At 43.7% G+C, this 16916-nt stretch carries 13 protein-coding genes; 3 read left to right on the top strand and 10 right to left on the bottom strand.

Annotation, left to right across the window (positions count from 1 at the left end):
* Window positions 1-27 precede the first annotated feature (27 nt).
* Both D5281_RS04390 and D5281_RS04385 read right to left on the bottom strand, forming a co-directional pair.
* A complete protein-coding gene (locus tag D5281_RS04390; RefSeq protein WP_160558931.1) occupies window positions 28-1032 on the bottom strand; it encodes an AIR synthase related protein in 1005 nt (334 codons plus the stop codon).
* 37 nt (window positions 1033-1069) lie between these two features.
* Window positions 1070-2644: a VanW family protein gene (locus D5281_RS04385; RefSeq protein WP_160558930.1), complete on the bottom strand. Its 1575-nt coding sequence runs from the start codon at window positions 2642-2644 to the stop codon at window positions 1070-1072.
* A 235-nt stretch (window positions 2645-2879) separates the two neighbouring features.
* On the opposite strand from D5281_RS04385, the gene D5281_RS04380 reads away from it, so the two are divergent.
* The gene (locus D5281_RS04380) at window positions 2880-3488 is read left to right on the top strand and encodes a hypothetical protein (RefSeq protein ID WP_160558929.1); all 609 of its coding nucleotides are present in this window, start codon (window positions 2880-2882) and stop codon (window positions 3486-3488) included.
* Between the two features lie 284 nt (window positions 3489-3772).
* On the opposite strand, the gene dnaJ is transcribed toward D5281_RS04380, so the two are convergent.
* The 8 genes from dnaJ to D5281_RS04340 form a co-directional block, all read right to left on the bottom strand.
* Window positions 3773-4933, bottom strand: a complete 1161-nt coding sequence (dnaJ, locus tag D5281_RS04375; RefSeq protein ID WP_160558928.1) for a molecular chaperone DnaJ — start codon at window positions 4931-4933, stop codon at window positions 3773-3775.
* Window positions 4934-5188: 255 nt separating this feature from the next.
* On the bottom strand, window positions 5189-7063 hold the full coding sequence (gene dnaK / locus D5281_RS04370; RefSeq protein WP_160558927.1) for a molecular chaperone DnaK: 1875 nt from the start codon (window positions 7061-7063) through the stop codon (window positions 5189-5191).
* A gap of 68 nt (window positions 7064-7131) precedes the next feature.
* Window positions 7132-7803: a nucleotide exchange factor GrpE gene (grpE, locus tag D5281_RS04365; protein WP_277935168.1), complete on the bottom strand. Its 672-nt coding sequence runs from the start codon at window positions 7801-7803 to the stop codon at window positions 7132-7134.
* Between the two features lie 21 nt (window positions 7804-7824).
* Complete coding sequence (hrcA, locus tag D5281_RS04360; protein ID WP_160558926.1) at window positions 7825-8856, bottom strand: heat-inducible transcriptional repressor HrcA; 1032 nt, start codon at window positions 8854-8856, stop codon at window positions 7825-7827.
* A 204-nt stretch (window positions 8857-9060) separates the two neighbouring features.
* Window positions 9061-9513 (bottom strand): DUF6465 family protein, encoded by a 453-nt coding sequence (locus D5281_RS04355; RefSeq protein WP_160558925.1) that lies wholly within the window; start codon window positions 9511-9513, stop codon window positions 9061-9063.
* 406 nt (window positions 9514-9919) lie between these two features.
* Entirely contained in the window at window positions 9920-10783 is an 864-nt protein-coding gene (locus tag D5281_RS04350; protein WP_160558924.1) for an undecaprenyl-diphosphate phosphatase, read from the bottom strand.
* Window positions 10780-11634 (bottom strand): patatin-like phospholipase family protein, encoded by an 855-nt coding sequence (locus D5281_RS04345; protein WP_160558923.1) that lies wholly within the window; start codon window positions 11632-11634, stop codon window positions 10780-10782. The genes D5281_RS04350 and D5281_RS04345 overlap by 4 nt, the downstream gene beginning before the upstream one ends.
* A gap of 85 nt (window positions 11635-11719) precedes the next feature.
* A complete protein-coding gene (locus D5281_RS04340) occupies window positions 11720-12913 on the bottom strand; it encodes a pyridoxal phosphate-dependent aminotransferase (protein WP_160558922.1) in 1194 nt (397 codons plus the stop codon).
* 292 nt (window positions 12914-13205) lie between these two features.
* Here D5281_RS04340 and D5281_RS04335 point away from each other — a divergent pair, with 292 nt between their 5' ends.
* The gene (locus tag D5281_RS04335; protein WP_160558921.1) at window positions 13206-14999 is read left to right on the top strand and encodes an ABC transporter ATP-binding protein; all 1794 of its coding nucleotides are present in this window, start codon (window positions 13206-13208) and stop codon (window positions 14997-14999) included.
* Complete coding sequence (locus D5281_RS04330) at window positions 14947-16791, top strand: ABC transporter ATP-binding protein (RefSeq protein WP_330584830.1); 1845 nt, start codon at window positions 14947-14949, stop codon at window positions 16789-16791. The genes D5281_RS04335 and D5281_RS04330 overlap by 53 nt, the downstream gene beginning before the upstream one ends.
* The last annotated feature ends 125 nt before the right edge of the window (window positions 16792-16916 follow it).

Genomic DNA, 16916 nt, shown 5'->3' with positions numbered 1-16916 from the left:
CATCTCTATTCTTACCTGATTTTCAATTCATTCAAAAATTCTTAATATTTCATCCGGTCCAGGCGGTTCCAAATATCTGGTTTCATCCTGGTTGACAATTATTTTATCGTTTCCCGCCTTTGTTCTGCCAATCACAAAAGCAGGAATTCCTTCCCTGGCCAATGCCTCCACCAACTCAGCGCCGCTATCCGCAGCCATAAGCAAAGCTCCTCCTGACAAAAGCTCGTAAGGATTTAAACGGTAAAACTCGCAGACTTCTATGGTCTCCTGCCTTACCGGAATCTTTTTCAAATCTATGCAAAGTCCGACGCCCATCTTTTGGGATAATTCCCACAATGCACCAAATACACCGCCACTTCTCACATCATGCATTGCATAAACGCCGGACTTAAGGGCTATGGCGGCCTCCGGCGCCACGGACAAATATTGGGCCTGTCGCTGTGCTTCTAAAATCAACCGCATTGGATAACGGCCTGTAAGCTCCTTTTCTTTCTCATATGCTATAATGGAGGTGCCTTCAAGCCCAATCCACTTACTCATAACAATATCCAGTCCCTCTTTTAAGCCAGGCTGCTCTGTGCGGCATATAACCTTCCCTATAGCGGAAGCCGTAAGCACTGGCATTTGAAGTCCGCTGCTTACCTCCGTATGGCCTCCCACAATCTGCATACCAACTTCTTCACTGCACTCCTTTGCCTGCCGCATCATTTCCTTTAAAAGTATTTCCTCCGTTTCCTCCGGCAATGTTAAGGATAATGTCACACAGACCGGCACCGCCCCTGCTGCCGCCAAATTGTTAGCGGCCGCCATCACTGTCAGATAGGCAGCGTTTTTCACCGGCAAAGTAACTGTCTGTATTGTCATGGCAATCACACTGTCCTTCTCCTGCCTGTTATGGCTGGTCTTATCCCATGACAAAAAGGCGCAGTCATTTCCCACCCCTGCACCTTTCAGTACTTCTTTTTCAGGATTTTTTATTTGTCTTAAAACAGAACGCTTTAATACACTTTCGGATACTTTACCTTTTCTCATTGCTGCTCCTCTTCTCAGATAAGGAGACCTCCTGAGCCTACTGAGCCGGTTCTTCTATCGGCGCTCCCTCCACTGGTGCCGGAGCAGGCGCGGGCGCTCCCTCGGCCGGAGCTCCTTCTGCTGACGCAGGAGCCCCCTCTACTGGTGTTCCTTCTGCCGGAGGTGCGGCAGCAGCGGCAAGAGCCGTAGCAACATTTCGAACATGGTCAATATTATTCGTGGCAATGGCTGCCATAATTTCTTCATACGCAGCCGGATCAGCTGTTCCTACGCCTATGGTAGCCGTTCTTGGCGTTACCTTATAGGAGCTGGAATTGATCATCTCCCGGCTTACCTCTGTTCCATTTTCTGTGACAACCTTCCAGAGATTTGCCTTGTAGCCTATATGAGCGGACTGCACGGAGACAGAACCAATGGGGAGAGATGCATTTGTATAAATGACCTCCGAATCAGGATATGTCTTGCTGACTACTTCGCTTTCATATCTTACCTGGTGCCCGCTGTCCCGACTCTCCATTCCATATATTGTAAAAGTAATATGCTTATCATCCGTGGTTATGCCCTCAATATAAATAGGCGCCTCCGTATTATTAATAAACTTAAAATCTTTTCCGGAAGATTCCGCAATCGCCGCATCTGCGGAAGGGTCTACGTAGGTAACAATCATGGAGTGATTATGCCTTTCCGTAACCTCTAACTCTGATAAAAGCACTGCATTATAAAGAGTCGTGGAAACCTGACAAATTCCGCCTCCCAGACTGTCTACTACCTGGCCATTCAAATAAGAACCGGCCATAAAATATCCGTTTGCTTCTGAAAATGGTGAAACCGCCTCGTAAGTAGAAAACTCATCCCCCGGATATAAGGTAGTCCCATTAATCAGCTCACAGCCATTGCGCACATTTGCGCTCCTGGATGGACCCGAAGTACTATAGCTGGTCGTAAACGTGCCAAGAACATCCTTCACCTTGGCAAGTTCTTCCTCTGTCCCTCTTACCTCATCTACTTTGACCACCAAATCTAAAGAAGCATCGTCCCTGTTCCAATTGTGGTTAAAGAAATCACAAATCAGCTGCACAGAAGCGTCCTCGTCCACCACCTGTCCGGTCTGCCCTCCGTTAACCACGAAATGATCCCCCTCTCTTAAAAGAGTGGCATCAACGGCTTCCAGATTATATACGGAACACTGCTCTGTTAAAATCTGTCTGACCAGACTTTCATCCACACCAAATTCCAGCTCAAATACCTTGTTCTGAAATTGCAAATCTTTTGCCGCTTTATAACGCTGCACCACATTGCCGCTTAAACCAATCCCCGCAGCCTCCTCTATGATTTCCTCGTTGCTCCAATAAACTCCCAAGTCGGCCGGGGTAATCTGTACCTCATTTCCATCCACCGCAACTAACGTAATCATCATGCCGCATATACTGTCCACATAATCTTCTACCATACTGCGGGCTTCTTGCTTAGTCTTGCCCCCAAGAGACATATCCTCCACATAAACTCCTGTCAATATACGGCTTTCTTCCTCGGCTCTCACCTGCATTTTGGTACTGCTAAACACCAAAAATACAGCGAACAAGCAAATGGCTCCTTTAAAAAATCTTTTCATATTTCTCTCATTCCCCTTTAGATCTTGCATTCCTTTCCATTGATTTAAAACAAAAAAGATGCTATAGTTGGAACTACCATAGCAAGCATCAGCAGTATAATAATAATGGACGATATCACCTTTTTATTTTTTTTATTATAAAAGTTGAACATTTTCATCCTCCACGTTTGCACGTAACTTACAAATTTATTGTTTGGAAAATATGTTTTTCACACTCTTTGAAAGGATATTATATATGAAATTCCCTTTTTTTGCAAGTTTTATCGTATTCTGTCTCTGGCTGCTTTATGAAATCAAAAAGAGCCGAAACGCACAGGAAAAATCCAATGAAATGTTTTGGCAGCGGGAGGCTGAGGCCAACAGCACACGCCGCAAGCCCTTAGATAATCTTGATTACATTCAAATTCCCTTTGAGTCCCTTCCCATGGAACTTTTAAAAGACGACCCTGCCATTGCCGAATATCACGATGCGCTGCATCAGCTTTCCAAATCTCCAATTGTCAATTTTACCGGCATCAGCAACACGGATTTAAAGCTTATGTATGGCGCCCCCAACATCACCCTTTTATCCCGTTATGACCAAAGCTACACCTTTCTTGTCCGCACCCTCCAAAACTGGGCGCAGGCTCTTTTCGAAAAGGGCTATATAGATGAAGCAAGCCAGGTACTTGAGTTTGCAGTGGAAACACATACCGATATTACCGCTACCTACAAGCTCCTTTCCACTATTTACCGCCAAAAAGGCCAACCGGAAAAAATTGCTTCTTTAATTCCCATTGCCGAAAGCTTAAATACAAGTCTTTCCGGTCATATTGTAGCTATTCTGAAAGAATCTGAAGCTTAAAAGCTTACAGGCGCGTATTGCGATAGCTTATTATCAGTTTATGATCCAAAAGCCGCTTATATGACTCGGATGCCAAAACAATTTCGCTTTAACTCGAAAACTCGTATCTTTCATAAGGTGTTTGATACTGATAAATCCGAATGGGGAAGGCGTAATCGAAGAATATTAGAAATTAGATTGAAAAACTGCCAGCAGGATTTACCTGCTGGCAGTAAAAATTTATATGATTCAATATATCTGTTCGCAAAATACCGCATTATTGGATTCTTAATTTTGTCGCTTGTTTATTTCCAAAATTTCTTTTTCTTTGTTTCTTTATTATCACTCTTTTCTGACTTGGCGTTTTTTGAGGCATTTAAACTGTCGCCCGTCAAAACGTCAAATTGCTTCAGCAGCTCTTTTGCCTCATGGGATAATTTTTCAGGGGTTTGTATTACCAATGTCACATAATGGTCTCCGCGGACATCTTTATTTCTCAGGGTAGGCACGCCCTTACCACGCAGCCGTACTTTCGTATCCGTCTGAGTGCCTGCTTTTACTTCATAGATTACTTTCCCGTCTACCGTATCCACCATCACGTCACCGCCAAGAGCCGCAACCGCATAAGAAATGGGCACCGTAGAATAAATATTATAATCCTGACGCTGGAAAATCGGATGACGCCCTACGATTACCTCTACAAGTAAATCTCCTCTTGGACCGCCATTTACGCCCGGTTCGCCCTTATCGCGGATGCGGACGCTCTGTCCGTTATCGATACCTGCCGGGATGGATACCTGTATCTTCTTGCGGCTGGCTATATATCCTGAACCATGGCAGTCCGTACATTTGTCTTTGATTACCTTACCGGTACCATTACATTCCGGACATGTCTGTACATTTCTCACCGTGCCAAAGAAAGACTGCTGGGTAAACACCACCTGACCTTTGCCGCCGCACTTCTGGCAGGTTTCGGGGCTGGTGCCCGGCTTCGCGCCGCTGCCGTGGCAGGTCTTACATTCATCCTTCAGGGTCAGCTCAATCTCTTTCTCAACGCCAAACACAGCCTCCTCAAAGGTGATTCTCACGCTGGTTCTGATGTTAGCACCCTTCATGGGGCCGTTGTTTCCTCTGCCTCTGCGGCCGCCGCCAAAAAAGTCTCCAAAAATATCTCCAAAAATATCACTGAAATCAGCGCTGTTAAAATCAAAGCCTCCAAAGCCCCCGGCTCCCCCTTCAAAGGCAGCGTGGCCAAACTGATCGTATTGTCTTTTCTTCTCCGGATCGCTTAAAATAGCATAAGCCTCCGAAGCCTCCTTAAATTTCTTCTCCGCCTCCGCATCTCCGGGATTCATATCAGGATGATACTTCTTGGCAAGAGCTCTATATGCTTTCTTAATGGCTGCGTCATCCGCACTCTTATCGATTCCAAGCACCTCATAATAGTCACGTTTTTGTTCTGCCATTTCATTCCTCCCATGCCTACAGCGCACAACATGCCGCCAATGGCGGCATAAAATCTTTTATACTATAACACAAAAATGTGCTTTTTCACAAGCACCTTTTCACAACTTTCCAAAACCGCCTTAAAAATTTATATGGGGTCTGCGCATTTTACTGCGCAGACCTGCCTTATCTGTTACAAATGACTTTTCACAATCATTTTTCTAAAACGGCTTATAACCCCGAAGTCTGCCTTGCTTCTTAAGCACGCTCACCGCTTAAACTTCTCTGTAGTCGCCGTCAACCACATCATCTGCTGGACCTGCATCGGCCCCGCCGCCCATGTCAGGGCCTGCTCCCATATCGGGACCTGCTGCTCCCCCTGCCTGCTGCATATTCTCATACATCTTAGTGAACAGAGCCTGTGCGCTTGTGGTAAGCTTTTCCTTTGCGGCTTTAAGTGCATCTAAATCAGAATCGGACATCTCCTGGTCTTTGGTTCTTTCCAGAATATCCTTAACCGCCTGCATATCTGCTTCCACGTTGGATTTTTCAGAAGCGTCAATCTTATCGCCCACTTCGTTTAAAGCCTTTTCTGTCTGGAACACGAAGGAATCCGCCTCATTTCTGGCGTCAATTGCTTCTTTTCTCTTCTTATCCTGTGCCTCAAACTCAGCTGCTTCTTTTACTGCCTTGTCAATTTCATCGTCAGACATGTTGGAGCTTGCTGTGATTGTAATGTGCTGCTCTTTTCCGGTACCAAGATCTTTTGCGGAAACATTTACGATACCGTTGGCATCGATGTCAAACGTAACTTCAATCTGAGGTACACCGCGCATTGCCGGAGGGATTCCGTCTAATCGGAACTGTCCAAGGGACTTATTATCTCTTGCAAACTGCCTCTCACCCTGCAGCACATTAATGTCAACTGCTGTCTGGTTATCCGCTGCCGTAGAGAAAATCTGGCTCTTTTTGGTAGGAATGGTCGTATTCCTTTCAATCAATCTGGTTGCAATACCGCCCATAGTTTCAATGGAAAGAGAAAGCGGCGTAACATCCAAAAGAAGGATTTCTCCTGCGCCAGCATCCCCTGCCAGCTTACCGCCCTGGATAGAAGCGCCCAACGCCACACACTCGTCAGGATTAAGGCTCTTGCTGGGCTCATGTCCTGTCAGCTGTTTTACCTTATCCTGTACCGCAGGAATACGGGTGGAACCGCCTACCAAAAGCACCTGGCCCAAATCAGCGTTGGTAAGTCCTGCATCCTTCATAGCGTTCTGTACGGGAATAGCTGTCTTTTCTACCAAATCATGTGTAAGTTCATCAAATTTAGCCCTGGATAAATTCATATCAAAGTGCTTAGGGCCTTCCGCCGTTGCTGTGATGAAAGGAAGGTTGATATTGGTTGTTGTAGCGGAGGAGAGCTCTTTCTTTGCCTTCTCAGCCGCTTCTTTTAATCTCTGAAGGGCCATCTTGTCATTTGACAAGTCAACGCCTTCCGCCTTCTTAAACTCGTCAATCATCCACTGGGTCAGCTTGTTGTCAAAGTCATCGCCTCCAAGGTGCGTATCGCCGTTGGTTGCAAGTACTTCAATGACACCGTCCCCAATCTCAATAATGGAAACGTCAAAGGTACCGCCGCCCAAATCGTATACCATAATCTTCTGCTCTTTTTCATTGTCAAGGCCATAAGCAAGGGCTGCTGCCGTAGGCTCGTTGATGATACGCTTTACATCCAGTCCGGCAATCTTACCGGCATCCTTTGTTGCCTGACGCTGTGCATCATTAAAATATGCAGGAACCGTGATAACTGCCTCTGTTACCTTCTCGCCCAAATAGCTTTCGGCATCTGCTTTCAGCTTCTGAAGAATCATAGCTGAAATCTGCTGGGGAGAATATTTCTTGCTGTCAATGTTACGGCCTCTGTCCGTACCCATATCCCTCTTAATGGATGAAATGGTCTTTTCAGCATTGGTCACAGCCTGACGCTTTGCAGGCTCGCCAATCAGCCTTTCTCCTGTCTTTGTGAAGGCTACAACAGAGGGTGTTGTCCTTGCGCCTTCCGCGTTTGCAATAACAGTGGGTTTTCCACCTTCCATAACTGCTACACAACTATTTGTCGTGCCTAAGTCAATACCAATTATTTTGCTCATAATTATCTCCTCCTGGAATGATTATTGTTTATATACTGTTAAATGTTTATTGTTTCCTTCCTATCATGTCAGCCTACCACTGCCACCATACTATGCCTTACTACGCCGTCCCTGTAAGTATAACCCTTTTGCAGCTCCTGAGCGATTATGCCTGATTCGTATTCCTCACTCTCCACCTGCATCACCGCATTGTGGAAATCAGGGTTAAACTCCTCTCCTACTGCCGGAATCGGCTTTACATCCATCTTCTCCAGCTCTGAGAGCAGCTGTTTATAAATCATCTCCATTCCCTCCGCGAAAGCAGAGCCCTTATCCGCCTCAGGAATCGCCGCAAGGCCTCTTTCGAAGTTGTCAACCACCGGCAGGATTTTTTCGATTACGCTTTTGGCTCCTGTCTCAAACATGGCTGTCTTTTCCTTTTCGGTGCGCTTTCGGAAATTTTCAAATTCCGCCATCTGGCGTTTTACCCGGTCCTCCAGTTCTTCGACCTTTTCTTTGAGGGCATCCTGTTTCTTATCTCTGAATTTTCTCTTTCCGACCTTCTTATCTGCCTTGCCATCTTTTTCATCTTCTTCCGGAGCAGATGAAGCTTTTTCTTCATTTTCCGTCTCGTCAGTTTCCTGTATATCTTCCAAAGTCTTTTCCATTTCCTCTGCTCTTACCTCATCTTCTTCCATCTCCGGTATTACTTCCTCTGTCCCAAGATTATCTGTTGTGCCCTTTTTCATTTCCTCACTCATCGGCTTCATCCCTTTCCAACCTTATGCTTTATTCTTATATAACTCATCCAATTGATGGGTAATCGTCTTAAGCGTTCCCACTACTTTGTCATAATCCATACGTTTGGGGCCGATAATGCCTATGGTTCCCCGCATTCCTTCCCCTAATTCATAGGTGGCTGTCACTACGCTGCAGTCCTTCATGGACTGGATAGGCGTCTCGTTCCCAATATAAACCTGTATGCCTGTATTGCTTTCATCTGCAAGCGTATCCTGCACAAGCTCCGTTAACATTTTCTTTTCTTCAAATGTATTGATAATCTCGCTGGCCTTTTGCTGGTCCGCAAGCTCGGGATATTTAAAAATATTGTTAGCTCCGCTTGTGTAAATCTGTAAATCTTCTTCCGCTTTAATAGATTCCGCAATGGCGTCAATCACATCGCCCACAATCACACTGTGTATACCGGCCTGCTGTTTCATTGCCGAAATCATACCCAGATTGATCTCCTCTAAGGCCAGACCGTTTAAATGGGTATTGAGAAGAATATTCAGCTTAAGAAGGGTTTCATCATCTAACAGCTCTGCTGCCTGTATAATATTATTTTTGATGACATTGCCCTCCGCTACCACCACCACCAAAATCTGTTTTACATCAACTCTGGAAAGCTGTATAAACTTAATCTTATTGGTATGGATGGTGGGAGATGAAATCATAGTGGCGTAATTGGTATTTACTGCCAGAAGCTTTGCTACCTGCTTGAGAAGGTGATCCATTTTATCCTCCTTCTCAAGCATCATCTCCTTGAGCTCCTCAAGCTCCCTCTCCTTTTCCTCCATCATGGTATCCACATAGAGCCGATACCCTTTATCCGATGGAATCCTGCCGGCTGAAGTGTGAGGCTGCACAATATATCCCATTTCCTCCAAATCCGACATCTCATTGCGGATGGTAGCCGAGCTTAAATTTAAGTCCGTATACTTGGAAATCGTTCTGCTGCCAACCGGCTCCCCCGTCTCAAGATAGTTGCGGATGATGGCCTGCAATATTTTAATTTTTCTCTCGCTTAACTGCAACCCTGCCGCCTCCTTCTATCCTGAACGGATTTGTTATTGTTAGCACTCGACTGATTGGAGTGCTAACATCTTCTTACCATAAAATATCACTTACCCTACCTATTGTCAACACATATAGTGCAAAATATTTCTAAAAAAATTCTAAAAAAAGAGTTGACCTAATGGTCAACTCTTATTGTCAATAACAAACGATATCCTTTTCAACTAAATAGGGAAATTACCTGTAATATCCCCATTGATTACAAAGTAAACTCTGTTTTCTTCCGGCTTCACATACAGCTCAATGCTCTTTAAGTCTTCCTCTTTTCCTTCTAAATCATATTTCCATACATTCTTACAGCTCTGCATCAAATCATCAGGCGTATAAGATCTGTCATTGAACTGGAAAGTAACGGTTTCTGTAACCTGAGCCTTCTTAACAGTCCTTTTTGCAGGTGTCTGTTTCACCTCCGGCTCTTTTTTATCAACGGTTTCTTTCTTAGCTGCTGCCCGCTTTACTGCCGGCTTCTTAGCTGTTGTATCCTTCTTTGCTGTTGTTTTTCTGCCTGTGGTTTTCTTTTCCGGCTCCTTAACCTCAGCTTCGGGTGCTGCTTTTACTTCTTCTGCGGATTCTGCTTTAGCAATTGCCTTTGTCGTTCCTCTTTTTGTCTCAGCCATGATATAACTCCTTTCACACAGGAAAAATTTTTCCCTGGCATGTATACAATAAATAATTGACCAGTGTCTCTCCCCTAAAACACCCTATTTTTCTGAACTAGTGTACCTTATATTTTTCTTTTTGTCAACTAATTAACAGCTTTTTCGCAAAGTAACGGTAACAGTGTTACTTTTCACACGCTAGCCAGAGGACGCTTGGAAAAAACAAATTTTCCAACGTCACCGCGCTTTCGCTCTGTAAAAACGTAGCAGACGCTAGGTTCGAAAGAACCCCACCAAGCGCTGACGTTTTTTCAAGGGTTCCTTTTGGAATATTTGTTTTTTTCAAGCTGTTTATAAGCTAACCTGTGAAAAGTAACAACAGTTCGTACTGCCGTTTATGTATTGGTTTGTTTCCAAACATACTTTAACGGCTTGCAATTCCAAAGTAAAGCAGCACCACGATACCTAGTATAATGCGGTACCATCCAAATACCTTAAAATCATGCTTTTTGATATAGCCCATGAGAAAACGGATGATAACAATAGACACAATAAAGGCAGTAGCCATACCGGTTATCAGTATCATCAGCTCATTTCCCGTAAAAGAAAATCCAAACTTTACGATTTTTAAAAGGCTGGCTCCTAGCATAACCGGAATGGCAAGAAAGAAGGTAAACTCCGCCGCAACCTTTCTTGACACACCAATTAAAAGCGCGCCTAAAATTGTGGCGCCGGAGCGCGAAGTTCCGGGAAAAACAGCCGCAATCAGCTGAAACAGGCCAATGATAAACGCGGTTTCGTAAGTAATTTCTGCTAAAGAATGAATTCTTACGGCTGCATTTCTGTTCCTGTTTTCTATTAGGATGAAACCAATACCAAATAGAATTAATGCCAGGGCTACGCAGACTCCATTGTAAAAAAGGCTTTCAAAAAACTCGTCAAACAAAAGCCCTACCACTGCTGCCGGCAGACAAGCTACAAGGATTTTAAACCACATAACCCAGATGTCCCTTTTACAATAGGAAAGAAGACCTGATGTGGCCACCGGCCTAAAACGTTTTCCTTTTCCATAGATGCCAAAGGGCCAGATTTCATTCCAAAACAGCACCACCACCGCCAGGATAGCGCCTAACTGAATCACCACCAAAAACATTTCCCAAAACTCAGGCGAAACATCCAGTTTTACAAACTCGTCTAACAGTATCATATGCCCTGTGCTGCTGATGGGCAGCCATTCCGTAATTCCTTCCACAATGCCAAATAACACTGCTTTTAAAAATTCAATCATGCATCATCCTCCAAAAATTTTAACAAACTTTCATAACAGTTGGCAGCATCCTGATATCCTTCCCTGTATAGCGCCTCCAATTTCGTCTTATCTTTTTCGATGCGCCCTACATTACTTCTGTGCTTAGGCTGAATCAGAAACGTACTGCCCCTTTCCACCTGTCCGGTAATAAAGTCAAGGGTTTCATTATAAGCATTATGTCTGTTTTTCATAAGCTCATAAACTTTAGGATATTTCCTGTAATAAAGCTTAATAAGCCGTATCATGGAAGACGGCTGCCTGCGGTAGCCTGCCTCCTTCGTCATAATCACTACATTCTTCTTATTGCCGTCCTCTATGGACCTGCGCAGGGGAATCGCATCCGCAATTCCTCCGTCCAGGTAAAGCTGTCCTTTAAACTTCACATTCCTTGACACCAGCGGCAGAGAAGCAGATGCCCTTATCGCTTCAATATCTTTTTTCATGTCTTTAATAGGTATATATTCAGGCTGTCCGGACTCTATGTTTGTAATTACACTATAAAAGGTTCCCTGATACTTGTTATAAGCCTCATAATCATAAGGATACAGCTTTTCCGGTATTGTATGGTAGCACATTTCCGCTCCGAACAAATCTCCGGTTTTGATAAGACTGTATAAGCCGCAATAATTTTTATCCTCCAGGTAATCCACAATTACATGATACGCCCTGCCCCTTTGCTTTGATAAAAAACTGCAAAGATTGCACGTACCTGCCGAAACGCCATAGCAGGAACGAAATTCCAATCCCTTATCCAAAAAGAAGTCCAGGACACCGCAGGTGTATACACCTTTCATCCCGCCGCCTTCCAGAACCAAACCTGCCTCAAACATTTTAATCTCCCATACGATTGATAATCCCTAAGATAGGGTCTTGCTATAAATTGTTTTTCAATCCGTCCAATATAAAATTAGATTTTTACCTAAAATAATTCTCATCCTGAACGAATTTCCGAAATGCCTCCAAAGAACGCACTGCCTTTTCCGTATCAATACAGCAGGCCATCCTGAAATACCCCGGCACGCCAAAATCATCGCTTGGCACCAAAACCAAATCATATTTCTTTGCCTTCTCGCAAAAGGCAACCGCATCCTTCTCCGGCGCCTTCGGGAAAATATAGAAGGTACCCCCGGGTTTTACACACTCAAATCCAAGAGAAGTCAGCTCCTTATATAATATGTTCCTATTCGTTTCATATACAGAAAGATCCGATGTTATATCCAGGCATTCGGCCACTGCAAGCTGAATAATAGAAGGAGGGCAATTATGCCCTATCCCTCTTGAAACCTGTCCGCACATATCCGCAATATACTCTGCATCCGTACACTCCGGATTTACCGCTACATATCCAAGCCTTTCCCCTGGTATAGACAAAGACTTAGAAAAAGAATAACAGCATATGGAATTAGAATAAAACTTTGATACATACGGCGCCTCTGTTCCGGCAAATACAATTTCTCTGTACGGTTCATCCGAAATAAGGAAAATATCATGCCCATATTCCTCAGATTTTGCCGTCATAATATCCGCCATTCTCTTAAGCGTCTTTGACGTATAGACAGCTCCTGAAGGATTGTTTGGCGTGTTAATCAGCACAGCCGTAACCTTTTCTGTCAACATTTCCTCAAAAGCTTCAAAATTAACCTGAAAATCCTCCACATTTGCAGGCACCACTTTCATAATGGCTCCGCTTAAATTTACATAAGACCAATACTCCGCAAAAAAGGGCGCAAAAATCAGCACCTCATCCCCGGGCGCCGTCACACATCTGAGCGCATGCGCAATTGCCCCGGCCGCTCCCGTAGACATAAAAATATGCTCCTTCGTATAATTCATACCAAAACGCTGATTCAGATAGTTCGCAATCTTCTCCCGTACCGCCGGGATGCCCAGGCTTTGGCTATAGCCATGCAATTCTACAGAGTTTTTATTTTTAAGCAAGTCTATCATCGTATCCGTAAACTTCTGGGGCGGAGAAACCGAAGGATTCCCCAGGCTGTAATCAAATACATTCTCATATCCTATTTGAGCCCCCCTGGCTATTGCAAACTCCGAAAACTGACGAATAATCGATTTATTACTCAGCATGTCTTTGTACTTTTTTGATATCATGTCCTTCTTTAAACTCCTTCCATGTTTATTCAAAATCTTTATAAAAATCATTCCTATAAAAATAATATCCAAGCCAATGCTAAGTATATAATATTTTTCTTTATCTGTTAAGCTTTTTCTTCTCTTTAACGCGATAAAGTGTAAAAGTTCAGACTTCGACTTTAAGTAATAGTTAATACTTTATTAAGGGCATATAGAAAAAAATTTATATATTTGATATCATAAATATAAATCAGAAATTTTAATGCTGAAATGTAAAGTAAAAAAATGAAGAATAATTGGGGAAAGTGGTATGAAATTTATATTTTCTTATTTAAAAAAATATCAAAAACTGGTGGCGGCGGTTATGATAATTAAATTGATGGGTACTTTAGGGGAGCTGATGCTTCCCTATGTTTTGGAGCATTTAGTGGATGAAGTGGTTCCTACCCGGAGCATCAGGCAGGTTTTCTTATGGGGAGGGGTCATGATACTGCTGGCGGTTTTGGTGCGGCAGCTTAATGTAGGAGCCAACCGGCTTTCGGTCAGGGTAGCCAAGGAGAGTATCTTTGAAATCCGCAGGGATTTATTTTGGAAGTCTATCAATTTATCCGGCAATAAACTGGATGGATTTGGTTTGCCATCGTTAAATTCGCGTATGACTTCCGATTCCTATAATGTGCAGAGTTTCATCCAAAGCTTTCAGTCACTGGGAATCCGGGCGCCGATTATGCTGATTGGTGGAATTGTCATTACCCTTACGATGGATGTGGGGCTGGCCTCGATTCTGTGCATTTTGGCGCCGATTATGATTGTAGTGGTGGTGTTTGTTTCAATGAAAGGGATTCCACTTTATGATAAGGTGCAGCAAAGCATAGATCATATTGTGCGGATTATGCGGGAAAATATTACCGGAATCCGTGTGGTAAAAGCGCTTTCCAAGGAGGATTATGGGACAAGGCGGTTTGGAGGAGCCAATCATCAAATGGCGGAAAAGGAAATCAAGGCGGGTGTGGTTATGGCTCTGCCCGGACCGCTTATGACTTTGATTTTGAACATTGGGCTTACGATTGTAGTAATCATAGGTGCTGTCCAGGTAAATAATGGTGTTACCAAACCGGGGGTCATTCTTGCATTTCTTACTTACTTTAACATGATTTTAATGGGGGTTATGGCGTTGAACCGTGTGTTTATGCTGATGTCCAAAGCAAATGCATCTGCAAGCCGTATTGCAGCAGTGGTGGGAACGGCGGATGATATGGTGCCCCTTTCAGATAAAGAAGCTTTTCACACCAAAAGGAATGAATATATTATCTTTGAGCATGTAAACTTCAGTTATGGAGATGAGAGCGATGTCAAGGAAGATAAAGATAAAAGCCCAAAGGAGGTATCTTCAGAATGGTTTGACGGAATGAACAGACAGAAATGTCTGGAGGATATTGATTTTTCCATGAAAAAAGGCGCCTCACTTGGAATCATCGGCGCTACAGGTTGTGGAAAGACCACCATCATTAACCTGCTGATGCGTTTCTATGACGCAGATGAAGGGAGGATTTTTATTGATGGAAAGGATGTGCGTACTTACGATAAGGATGAGCTACATCAGATGTTTGGAGTGGTGTTTCAAAATGATGTCATTTTTGCAGATTCCCTGAAAGAAAACATTTCTTTTGGAAGGGATGTGTCCATGCAGGAAATAGAAGGAGCGGCTGCCAATGCAAAGGCGAAAGGATTTATTGAAGAATATGAAGATTCTTATGATCACCGGGCGGTGGTGCACGGAGCAAACTTAAGCGGTGGGCAGAGGCAGAGAGTTTTGATTGCAAGGGCGCTTGCGGCAAACCCGCAGATTTTGATTCTGGACGATTCATCCAGTGCCCTTGACTATAAGACAGATGCAGCGCTTCGTAAAGCAATTCGGGAGCATCACAAATCCGCAACTACCATTATTGTCGCACAACGCATCAGTTCCATTATGAGTCTTGATGATATTATCGTTCTTGATGAAGGAAGAATCATTGGGCATGGCACGCACCAGGAGCTGATGGCAAACTGTGAAATGTATCGGGAAATTTATAAAACACAGATGGGAGAGCAGGCTGTTTAAAACAGTACAGAATGGAGAAAAGATGGCGGCCAGAGACACGATATTAAAAAAGCCTAAAGATACCAAAGGAACGTTTAAGCGGCTTCTTAGGTTTATGGGGCCATATAAATGGCTTCTTTGTATGATATTTTTCCTTTGCTTTGCCAGCAATGTGCTGGCCCTGCTAGGGCCAAATCTGGCAGGATGGGCAATCAATGAGGCAGCGGCCGGAGCCGGGAAGGTCAATTTTGAGAAAGTCTTTTATTATGCGGAGAGGATGCTGTTTTGCTATGTCTTATCTTCTGTCATCACTATATTGATTAATATATTTATGATGTATGTAAGTAAATGGATTGCAAAGCACATGCGGGCGGATGTTTTTGATAAGCTTATGAAGATGCCGGTGGGCTATTTTGACAAAAACCAGGCGGGGGATATCATCAGTCGCGTATCCTATGATATTGATGTAGTGAGTACTTGCCTGGGTACGGATGTGGTTCAGATTTTAACCAGTGTGGTTACGGTAGTCGGTTCCTTTTGTATGATGCTTTATATCGCGCCCGTATTGGCTGTTGTGGTGCTTGTTACGATTCCGGTCGCTGTTATTTACACCACAAGGATGCGGACAATTACCCAGCCAAGGTTTATAAAACGTTCTAAAAATTATGGGATTTTGAACGGATTTGTGGAAGAGATGTTTTCCGGGCAAAAGACAATTATGGCATATGCCTACGAAAACCGTGTAGCCGAAAAATTTGAAGGAATCAATCAGGATGCGGCAGATGCCTATTATGATGCGGATTATTACGGAATGAGCATGGGGCCAACGGTGGGCTTTATTAACAATTTAGGACTCTGTCTGATTGCGGTATTTGGCTCTTTTCTTTATATGACAGGGGCTGTTTCTTTAGGACAGATTTCCTCCTTTGTGTTGTATTCACGAAAATTTTCGGGACCCATAAATGAGATTGCCAATATCATGAACGAGTTGTATTCCGCATTGGCTGCAGCGGAAAGAGTTTTTAATCTGCTGGATGAGGAGGAAGAGCTAAAAGACCGGGAAAATGCAACGGAGCTTACAGGTGTAAAAGGAAATGTCACATTTGAGGATGTTTCTTTTGGATATGACCCTGAGAAGATAATCATACACCATCTTAATTTGTATGCGCAGGCCGGTAAGCTGGTGGCGATTGTAGGGCCCACCGGGGCCGGAAAAACCACAATTATTAATCTGCTGATGCGCTTTTATGATGTGGATGCGGGCAGAATACTTGTGGAGGGTGAGGACATCCGTAATTATACCAGAAAGAGTCTGCGGGGGGCCTATGCAATGGTACTTCAGGATACCTGGGTTTTTCAGGGTACGATTTTTGATAATATTGCTTATGGAAAGGAAGGGGCTACAATGAATGAGGTGGTGGCAGCGGCAAAGGCAGCATATATCCATCCGTTCATTATGCGTCTGCCTCAAGGGTATGAGACCATCATCAGCGAAGACGGTGGAAATATTTCAAAGGGGCAGAAACAGCTGCTTACCATTGCAAGGGCTATGCTTTATGACACGAAAATGCTGATTTTGGACGAGGCTACTTCCAATGTGGATACCAGTACGGAGCGAAAAATCCAAAGAGCTATGCGGGAATTGATGAAAAATAAAACTTGTTTTGTAATTGCACATAGGCTTTCTACCATCCGGCATGCAGACCATATCCTGGTGATTGATCATGGGGATGTGGTAGAACAGGGAAACCATGAAAGCCTTATGAAAGAAAAAGGGTTTTATTATAAACTCTATGCGGCGCAATTTGAATAGTAATAATAGGAACAGCCGCATGGGTAACCATTTAGCTGTCAATGTTATTTTGTTAACAATGATATTTTGTATGGTTAGATTCCATGATAGGAATCTAACCATTTTTGTAACAGTTCGCAGGCTGA

The sequence above is a fragment of the Parablautia muri genome (assembly GCF_009917485.1).
In the GTDB taxonomy this organism is placed as follows: domain Bacteria; phylum Bacillota; class Clostridia; order Lachnospirales; family Lachnospiraceae; genus Suilimivivens; species Suilimivivens muri.
Note: the sequence above shows the minus strand (reverse complement) of the source record. Positions and strands in the feature narration are given on the sequence as shown.